The sequence below is a fragment of the Haloarcula sp. S1AR25-4 genome (genome assembly GCF_031624555.1).
Classification (GTDB): Archaea; Halobacteriota; Halobacteria; order Halobacteriales; family Haloarculaceae; genus Haloarcula; species Haloarcula pellucida.
The window spans coordinates 77,761-83,924 of record NZ_JAMQOR010000005.1 but is presented as its reverse complement, the minus strand read 5'-3'; the positions used below and the strand labels follow the sequence as shown (position 1 = coordinate 83,924).

At 65.4% G+C, this 6,164-nt stretch carries 6 protein-coding genes; 3 read left to right on the top strand and 3 right to left on the bottom strand.

Going from position 1 to position 6,164, the window contains the following annotated elements; genetic code table 11:
- Positions 1–481: 481 nt before the first annotated feature.
- The 3 genes from NDI85_RS19635 to NDI85_RS19625 all read right to left on the bottom strand — a co-directional run bounded on the left by NDI85_RS19635 (position 482) and on the right by NDI85_RS19625 (position 2,307).
- Positions 482–778, bottom strand: coding sequence for a translation initiation factor eIF-1A (locus NDI85_RS19635; protein ID WP_166970987.1), 297 nt, complete (start codon positions 776–778; stop codon positions 482–484).
- Positions 779–931: 153 nt separating this feature from the next.
- The gene (locus NDI85_RS19630; protein WP_166970989.1) at positions 932–1,168 is read right to left on the bottom strand and encodes a UPF0058 family protein; all 237 of its coding nucleotides are present in this window, start codon (positions 1,166–1,168) and stop codon (positions 932–934) included.
- Between the two features lie 950 nt (positions 1,169–2,118).
- Positions 2,119–2,307: a hypothetical protein gene (locus NDI85_RS19625; RefSeq protein ID WP_188997814.1), complete on the bottom strand. Its 189-nt coding sequence runs from the start codon at positions 2,305–2,307 to the stop codon at positions 2,119–2,121.
- 124 nt (positions 2,308–2,431) lie between these two features.
- On the opposite strand from NDI85_RS19625, the gene NDI85_RS19620 reads away from it, so the two are divergent.
- The 3 genes from NDI85_RS19620 to NDI85_RS19610 all read left to right on the top strand — a co-directional run bounded on the left by NDI85_RS19620 (position 2,432) and on the right by NDI85_RS19610 (position 6,163).
- Positions 2,432–3,466 (top strand): ring-cleaving dioxygenase, encoded by a 1,035-nt coding sequence (locus NDI85_RS19620; RefSeq protein ID WP_310916710.1) that lies wholly within the window; start codon positions 2,432–2,434, stop codon positions 3,464–3,466.
- Positions 3,467–3,472: 6 nt separating this feature from the next.
- On the top strand, positions 3,473–4,693 hold the full coding sequence (locus tag NDI85_RS19615) for an iron-containing alcohol dehydrogenase family protein (protein WP_310916709.1): 1,221 nt from the start codon (positions 3,473–3,475) through the stop codon (positions 4,691–4,693).
- 213 nt (positions 4,694–4,906) lie between these two features.
- Positions 4,907–6,163: an MFS transporter gene (locus NDI85_RS19610; RefSeq protein ID WP_310916708.1), complete on the top strand. Its 1,257-nt coding sequence runs from the start codon at positions 4,907–4,909 to the stop codon at positions 6,161–6,163.
- Position 6,164 lies beyond the last annotated feature (1 nt).

Sequence of the window (6,164 nt, the reverse complement as noted above, 5' to 3'; positions counted from 1 at the left end):
CCTCATGGGGTCGAAGGATGCTCGCGTCGAGCAGCCTTCTACGAGCGACCGGTCGCCGCGTCGACGACCGGCCGTGTCGACCCGGGCGGCCCGGGGCGACCTTCGCATCATATCCGATGGGAGGGGTACATATAAATGACTCGTCTCGAGCCCGCCCTGTGCTGCCACCACATATCCCCCACGTGACGTGAGAGCTTCACGTACCTAACCGCAAGACTGCGGCGGTATATAACGAATAGTAGTCAGATAGATAGACGGTTCCAGAATCCGGTGACACTTCGTCTGACGGGGAGTGGAGCTACATAGACGTCATATCTCTCCGGAGCTGCGCGCAGGGATGGGATAGACCCGTCTCGAAACAGTGTCTGTCAGCAACGGGGAAGTCCGGGGCCGGTACCGTCGCCAGTCCTGTAGCTGCCGGCGGTAGCAGACGGAAAGAACACTCAGTAGGGAGGGAGCATGCGGCCGCAGAATACGTCAATCAGGCAGTCAGGGAGTCGATGTGGCCCTCGGCACGGAGCTGGTCGGCGTCCTGGCCCTTGTAGCGCCACTCGATGTTGGCCTTCTCGTCTTGCCAGTCCCACGGTTCGGCGAGGACGATGTCGCCCTCGTTGATCCACGTCCGGTACTTCATTCGGCCGGGGATGCGCCCCATCCGGTTCTCGCCGTCCTCGCACTGGATTCTGACGTGGTTGCCACCGTTGTGTTCTGTTACGACCGCAAACAGTTCGTCGTCGTTGGGCATTCGGAGGTTCCGTCGCCCTGTTTCTTCACTCACACGCCAAGTAGGTCCCCTCAGCGTATAAAGGAACTGAGAGTTGCGATACCGCGTACCACACGGACCGACTACGGGCCGGCAACTGGGGACTAGAGACCGACGGCTAAGGCGCTGAACGGGATAGTGTCACTGCAGAACGGCGGCTGGATCGACTCAGTCGGCGGTGAGCGTCAGCGGTTCGTCGCTTTCTGCGACCATATCGGAGGTGAGACCATCGGCGAGGGCGAAGACGGCGTCTTTGTGGTCGGTCTTGGACTTATGAATCGATGTCGGCTTGACACCCAGTTCGGCGTATTCGTCGTGTTGAACGGAGGTTTCGGCTTCTGTCTCGTAGTGATGCTGTACCTGTGCGAGAAGACTATGTAGGTGAATGAGCTCTTGCTTCTTCATGGATAGTACGGGGTAATGGACGAGGGGTTATAGTATTATCTTGCCACTTGTTACCAAGATATGGCCGAGACAGGCGCTGGAGCCGTCGTCTACTGCGATACCTCGTGTGATTGTATTGACACCCAATCGTTTACGCCGGCACACCGAACACCCCGTGACGCTCGCAGACAGGTGTTCGAGAGAGTAGGTGCTGTAGAAGAGCGCACGCTCGAGCCAACTGGCGCTCGTCATTTTGTTATCTACGCGTGCGTGAGCGCGAGCGCGTAATGGTGTCGCGCTGTAGCCCGGGTAGTGATACACCTGCGATAAATAGTGTGGGACCCGATATATCGACCAAAAAGGCTTTCACACACACACCGATAATTTTGGATCATTCGTGTACTTTAGGCCGAGGGAGTGCGCTTCAAGAGTGGTTCGTTGTCCATAAACGACCACGAAATACATATCAGGAATGGAATACTTTTTACGCATAGAGCGTGTATGGAGAAGTACGATGAACTGGAAACACCCTCGAAACGAGACACAGGCAGAAGCGAAGCAGCGCGAATCGACGAGCGGAACGCGATGGTCGTTCATCGCCGCCGCTAGCATCGTCGCGTAAACTGAGAACACGTCTTTCCGAGTCCGTCACCGACGAGCGATAGCGCTATTCCTCGACAGCGTCGTGTGGCCCGACCGGACCGTGGTTGGGGCACGCCCCGGCGATAGGGGTGTCGTTGAGACAGCAATGACGCCGCTGCGTCGCGAGGAGACCGGTCGTCAGCGGTTCCCCACAGTGCCGACAGCGAAGCGTCCCCATACCACCACTACTCACTCGACAGTCGTAACGTCTACTGACAGAGGGGGCCGGCAAGTCACAGGCCGAGAATCTCCCGTGTCTCGTCGGTAGTCGCCACCGGTGAGAGCCGCGGTGACGATGACGGGGTCCCCGTCGAGGAAGGCCTCGTAGCTCACTCCTCGCCCTCCTCGTGGCCACGGTATATCTCGCAGTGGGCCGCGTGATCGAGCGCGAACCGGTCGTTACAGATGTCGGCCCGCATCGGCTGGACGAACTCGTCGACGACGGTACAGAAGGCACGGGCCTCGGCGAAGGACCGGTCGCCGTTGGTTTTGCGGTACGCCAAGTGGGGACACACCATAGGTGTCGTAGCGGAGCGTCCGTGTTAACCGTTCACTTGCTTGCAGTGACGTGGTAACCCTCGTGTCCCCCGGTGACATCCGTGTGAGGAAAGGGCCACAAGCGCCGACCGCGTAGGACTGTCCATGTCACCAGCAACGTCCGGGCTCCACCACGTCACAGCGATAGCCGGCGACCCGCAACGGAACGCGGACTTCTACGTCGGTACACTCGGACTCAGGTTCGTCAAGAAGACGGTCAACCACGACGACACCGGTACCTACCACTTCTACTTCGGTGACGAGGAGGGGACGCCCGGGACGACTATCACCTTCTTCCCGTGGACCGACCGGGGGCGACGGGGTGAGTTCGGTGCGGGCCAGACGCAGGCCACGGCGTATCTCATCCCGGAGGACTCGGTCGACTACTGGACCGATCGGCTGGAGTCCCACGACGTCGCCGTCGAGCGGACTGAACGGTTCGAGAGCGGGGAACGAAGGGCCTCGGAAAGCGCGAGTGCCACAGAACGGCGTTCGGCGGACACGCAAGCGGCGAAGCCGCGAACAGAGACGGTCCTCCAGTTCGACGACCCGGACGGCATCGGACTGGAACTCGTCGCCACCGACGCCGAGACGGGGGCGGTCCCGTGGGAAGATAGCCCGGTCCCCGAAGAGCATCAGCTACGGGGGCTCTACTCGGTGACGCTCGCCGTCGAGTCGGTCGACCCGACCGGTGGGCTACTCACCGACGTCCTCGGCTACGAACACGAGGCGACCGAGGACGGCCGACACCGCTACCGGAGTACCACGGGCGAGTTCGGCTCGGTCGTCGACGTCGTCGAGACGGACGAGAGTGTGGGCCGGATGGGCGTTGGGACGGTCCACCACGTCGCGTTCCGTGCCGAGGACGACGCCGAACTGGAGGCCTATCGCGAGGCCTACGAGGAGCGGGGTCTCGAACCGAGCGAGATCATCGACCGAACGTACTTCACGGCGCTGTACTGCCGAGAACCGAACGGCGTCCTCGTCGAGCTATCGACGGTGGGGCCGGGGTTCACCGCCGACGAGCCCCGGTCCGAACTCGGCGAGTCGCTCACGCTGCCCGAGTGGCTGGAAGACGAACGCGAAGAGATCGAAGCGCGACTCCCACCGTTCGATGGGGCGAACGTCCCCGCGGAGTAAGTGAGGATGTCAGACCACGTCGCCGACGACCTCACAGCGCCGTTCCGGTTCGAGTACGACCCGGCGATCCTGCGCTACGGGCCGAACTGCGTCGACGGGCTAGCCGAGGAACTGGCCGCTATCGACTGTGAGCGAGCGCTGGTGGTCACCGGGTCGACGGTCGGCGAGACGCAAGCGGTGATGACCCCCGTCAGGGACGGACTGGGCGACCGACTGGCCGGCGTCTTCGCGGAGACGACGCCCGCGAAACGACTGGGAACCGCCTACGACGCGCTGGAGCGGTTCCGCGAGGTCGAGGCCGACGCGGTAGTCAGCGTCGGCGGCGGCAGTAGTCTCGACGTGGCGAAGGTACTCGCGGCCATCGCGGCCACCAACCGCGACCCCGAAGCCGTCGGTTCCGAGTTCGCCGAGACGGGGACGATACGGGTGCCCGATACGGGACTGCCCCCCATCGTCGCCGTCCCGACGACGCTCGCCGGCGCCGACCTCTCGATGGTGGCCGGCGTCACGGCCGTCCCGGGGACCTGCCCCGTCGAGGACGCAGCGAGCGGCGGCATCTCGGCCCCCGAACTGATGCCCGCCGCGGTGTGTTACGACCCCGAACTACTGGCGACCACGCCCCGCGGCGTGCTGGCTGCCTCCGCGATGAACGGCTTCGATAAGGGCGTCGAGACGCTGTACGCGAGTACGGCGACGCCGGTGACCGACGCCACGGCGATGCGCGGCCTCGGCCTGTTGCAGGACGGCCTGCTGGCGTTCGGCGAGGGGAACGAGGGCGACGCGGTGTACCAGCGACTCGCGCAGGGCATCGTGCTCGTCCAGTACGGCATCTCCCGACCGGGCGTGACGACCCTCTCGCTGATTCACGCCTTCGGGCACGGCCTCACGCGCACGTACGATGTCCAACAGGGCGCCGCCCACGCCGTCATCGCGCCACACGCGCTCGAGTACCTGTTCGACGCCGTCGACGGCCGGCAGGACCGACTGGCCGACGCTCTCGGCGTGGCAGACGCCGACGACCCGGCGTCGGCCGTCGTCGAGAGCGTGTCGGAGGTGGCCGCCACACTGGGCCTCCCGACGCGTCTCCGGGACGTGGACGGCCCGGCCCGCGAGGCGTTCCCCGAGGTGGCTGAAGCCGTCCTCTCGGATGCATTCATGGCGAACGCGCCGGCCGGCCTCGACCCGTCTCACGAGGACATCGAGCACGTCCTCGACGCCGCGTGGTAGCCCGCCTGTGGTTTCCGTAGCGTTACCGGGTTACGCGCCCGTTGGCTGACGTTGATTACGGGACAGCGTTCAGTTACCAGTAGTAACTTGTATGCTCGATAGCGACCCGTCCAGACCGGAGCGCACGCCGTCGGTTCGCTCACGCGCCGCGGCCGAGACCGACACCGGAGCCGATACAACTGAGCGGGTTCGGTACGTGAACACGACAGACCGATGACCGCGGAGACCACGGACGGAGCGGCAGTCGACACGGTTCCCGGGACCGACGGACGCTGGCGGATGCTGGCACTGGTCGGCGTCGCGGAGTTACTGGCGATGTCGCTGTGGTTCAGCGCCTCGGCCGTCGCACCGGAGTTGACCGCGCAGTGGAACCTCACCCCGACGGAGTCGGCGTTGCTCACCAGCGCGGTCCAGATAGGGTTCGTCGTCGGCGCCGTCCTCTCGGCGGCGCTGACGCTCGCCGATGCCGTTCCGACCCGCTACCTGTTCGCGGCCTCGGCGTTCCTCGGCGCGGCGCTGACCGCGGCACTCGGCATCGTCGTCGACAGCGCCGGCCCGGCTATCGTCCTCCGCTTTCTCACCGGCGTCTCGCTGGCGGGCGTCTACCCGCCGGGCATGAAACTCGTCGCGGGCTGGTTCCGGGGACAGCGCGGCCTCGCCATCGGTGCGCTGGTCGGCGCACTCACGCTCGGGTCGGCGCTCCCACACCTCGTTCGGGCCGTCGGCGGCGTCGGACGACCCCAGTTCGTCCTCCTCGTCGCCGCCGGGCTGGCCGCCGTCGGCGGGTTGCTCGTCCTCGGCGCTCGCCCCGGCCCCTACCAGTCGCCGGCCGCGCCGTTCGACCCCGGCGCCGTCCGCCGCATCCTCACCGACCGGCCGACCATGCTGGCGAATCTCGGCTACTTCGGCCACATGTGGGAACTGTACGCCGTCTGGACGTGGATTCCCGTCTACCTCGCCGCGAGTTTCGCCACTCGCGAGAGCGCGTACGCGACGCCGACGCTGGCCGCACTCCTCGCCTTCGGCACCATCGGTATCGGGAGCCTCGGCGCGCTCGTAGCCGGCAGACTCGCCGACGGCCTCGGCCGGACCACCGTCACGGGCGCGAGCATGGTCGTCAGCGGGAGTTTCTCGGTGCTGGCCGGCGTCGTCTTCGACGCACCGCTCGCCGTCCTCGTCCCGTTCCTCGCCGTCTGGGGGTTCACCATCGTCGCCGACTCCGCGCAGTTCTCGGCGTGCGTGACGGAACTCGCCGAGGAGAGCTACGTCGGCACCGCGCTGACGCTCCAGACGGCCGTGGGGTTCCTGCTCACTATCGGCTCTATCCAGTTGCTCCCGGTGGTGGCCGAGTACGTCGGCTGGCAGTGGGCGTTCCTCCCGCTGGTCGTCGGACCAATCGTCGGCACGCTTGCGATGTGGCGGCTCAGAACCCTCCCGGCGGCCAGCGCGCTCGCTGGCGGGAATCGCTGAG